Source organism: Mesorhizobium sp. M1C.F.Ca.ET.210.01.1.1, from assembly GCF_004791585.1.
Classification (GTDB): Bacteria; Pseudomonadota; Alphaproteobacteria; order Rhizobiales; family Rhizobiaceae; genus Mesorhizobium.
In genome coordinates this window covers 1-2,470 of the sequence record NZ_SRUU01000079.1, presented here as the reverse complement: position 1 = coordinate 2,470, position 2,470 = coordinate 1, and the positions used below count along the sequence as shown (strand labels likewise).

General features: G+C 64.5%; 3 protein-coding genes. All 3 read left to right on the top strand.

From position 1 onward, the window contains the following. Positions 1-191 precede the first annotated feature (191 nt). Positions 192-584, top strand: coding sequence for a transposase (locus EN853_RS32965; protein WP_127863051.1), 393 nt, complete (start codon positions 192-194; stop codon positions 582-584). Beyond that, positions 581-928 carry an IS66 family insertion sequence element accessory protein TnpB gene (gene tnpB / locus EN853_RS32960; protein WP_127863052.1) on the top strand — a complete coding sequence of 116 codons (348 nt, stop codon included), beginning with the start codon at positions 581-583 and terminating at the stop codon, positions 926-928. The genes EN853_RS32965 and tnpB overlap by 4 nt, the downstream gene beginning before the upstream one ends. Before the next feature lie 96 nt (positions 929-1,024). Beyond that, on the top strand, positions 1,025-2,470 hold a 1,446-nt coding region (locus EN853_RS32955), incomplete at its 3' end, for an IS66 family transposase (RefSeq protein WP_245517261.1).

Genomic DNA, 2,470 nt, shown 5'->3' with positions numbered 1-2,470 from the left:
AACGATGACGACGGGATCCTGGCCTTCACCGATGAAGGCATCGAGGAGGTCAAACTCCTCCTCGAAGAATATCATCGCGTCTCACCATCGAAAGCTTGACCCCAGCACCGCGGTGCTCAGGGGCTCATGGCCGCCGGATACGCACGACTGCGGTCTTCGCCGGATGGCTACGTAGCACTAGGAACAGTCCTATGACAAAGCAGCATGTAGAGGTGATCACGTCTGTCGAGCGGCGTCGGCGTTGGTCTCGCGAAGAGAAGGAGCGGCTTGTTGCGGCGTGTCTGGAGCCGGGCGCCAGCGTATCGGAGATCGCCCGCTCGGCGGACATCCATGCCGGTCAGTTGTTCCGTTGGCGCAAAGAGCTCTGCCAGATCTCGGCGCCGTCCGTGCCGCAGTTCATGCCGGTGAAGGTTGTCGCGACACTGCCGGGGCCTGAGGCCGCGGAAACCAAATCGCCGGCGCTACCTCGCAAGAAGACGAGCACGGTGACGATTGAGCTTGGCCGCGGCCGGCGCATTCGTGTGGAGAGCAACATCGACACGGAGGCCTTGGGCCGGATCCTGGATGTGCTGGAGCGGCGATGATCCCGGTCCCGAGCGGTGTGAAGGTGTGGCTCGCCACTGGCTTTACGGATATGCGCAAAGGCTTCCCCGGCCTGTCGCTGATGGTGCAGGAGACGTTGAAGCGCGATCCGCACAGCGGCCATTTGTTCTGTTTCCGCGGGCGGCAGGGTGGCTTGATCAAGGTGATCTGGCACGACGGCCAGGGGGCCTGCCTGTTTATGAAGAAGCTCGAACGTGGCCGGTTCACCTGGCCATCGGCGGCCGACGGCACGGTGGTGATCACGCCGGCGCAGCTCGGCTATCTGCTCGAAGGCATCGACTGGCGGATGCCGCAAAAAACCTGGCGTCCGAGCTCGGCGGGATGAGCAAAACCGCTGGCATGGCGGGAGCGAATATGATTCCCTCGCGCCATGACCGATGCGGCCGATCAGCTTCCCGGTGACCTTGCCAGTGCGCACGCGATGATCATCGCCGAGCGTGCGGCCCGCCGTGAAGCAGAAGCCGTTGCGGCTCGTGCCCAGGCCGTGAACTCGCATTCGGATGCGCTGATCGCGCGGCTCAGGCTGGAGATCGAGAAGCTGAAGCGCGAGATCCATGGCAGCCGCTCGGAGCGCAAGGCGCGGCTTCTCGAACAGATGGAGTTGCAGCTTGAGGAGCTCGAGGCCGATGCCAGCCAGGACGAACTGGCTGCGGAGATGGCGGCGCGCTCCTCGACGGTCAGGGCGTTCGAGCGCAAGCGCCCGTCGCGCAAGCCCTTTCCCGACCATCTGCCGCGTGAGCGCGTGGTCATCGCCGCACCGTCAAACTGCCCGTGCTGTGGTTCGGCAAAGCTGGCAAGGCTTGGCGAGGATATCACCGAGACGCTGGAGGTCATCCCGCGCCAGTGGAAGGTGATCCAGACCGTGCGTGAGAAGTTCTCTTGCCGCCAATGCGAGAAGATCGCGCAGCCGCCGGCGCCCTTCCATGTGACGCCGCGCGGCTTTGCCGGACCGAACCTTCTGGCGATGATCCTGTTCGAGAAGTTCGCCCAGCACCAGCCGCTGAACAGGCAGAGCGAACGCTATGCCCGCGAGGGCATCGACCTCAGCCTCTCGACACTGGCTGACCAGGTCGGAGCCTGCGCCGCAGCGCTGAAGCCGCTGCATGCGCTGATCGAGGCGCATGTGCTCGCCGCCGAGCGGCTTCATGGCGACGACACCACCGTCCCGATCCTGGCCCGCGGCAAGACCGATACGGGCCGCATCTGGACCCATGTCAGGGATGACCGGCCGTTCGGCGGGCAGTCGCCACCGGCGGCACTCTATTATGCCTCGCGCGATCGGCGGCAGGAACATCCCGAGCGCCATCTCAAATCCTTCACCGGCATTCTGCAGGCCGACGCCTATGGCGGCTATAACCCGCTCTTCAAGGTGGAGCATGACCCCGGTCCGCTGACCCAGGCGCTGTGCTGGGCGCATGCACGCCGCAAGTTCTTCGTGCTCGCCGACATCGCCACCAACGCCAAGCGCGGCAAGAACGCCACGCCGATCTCGCCGATTGCGTTCGAAGCGGTCAAACGTATCGACGCGCTGTTTGATATCGAGCGCGAAATCAACGGGCTCGCCGCCGACGAGCGCCTGGAACGACGCCAGCAGGAAAGCCGTCTTCTCGCCACCGAACTTGGGGCCTGGCTGCGAACCGAGCGGGCCAGACTGTCGCGCAGTTCTCCGGTTGCCGAGCCTATCGACTACATGCTGAAGCGCTGGGACGGCTTCACGTCCTTCCTCAGCGACGGCCGGATCTGCCTCACCAACAACGCCGCCGAACGTGCGCTGCGTGGTTTTGCTCTCGGCAGGAAAGCTTGGCTGTTTGCAGGTTCTGATCGTGGTGCCGATCGGGCCGCCTTCATGGCGACGCTGATCACCACC

Coding starts and splice junctions, on each gene's coding strand:
- EN853_RS32965 (WP_127863051.1), top strand. CDS start 192: ATGACAAAGCAGCATGTAGAGGTGATCACGTCTGTCGAGCGGCGTCGG.
- tnpB (WP_127863052.1), top strand. CDS start 581: ATGATCCCGGTCCCGAGCGGTGTGAAGGTGTGGCTCGCCACTGGCTTT.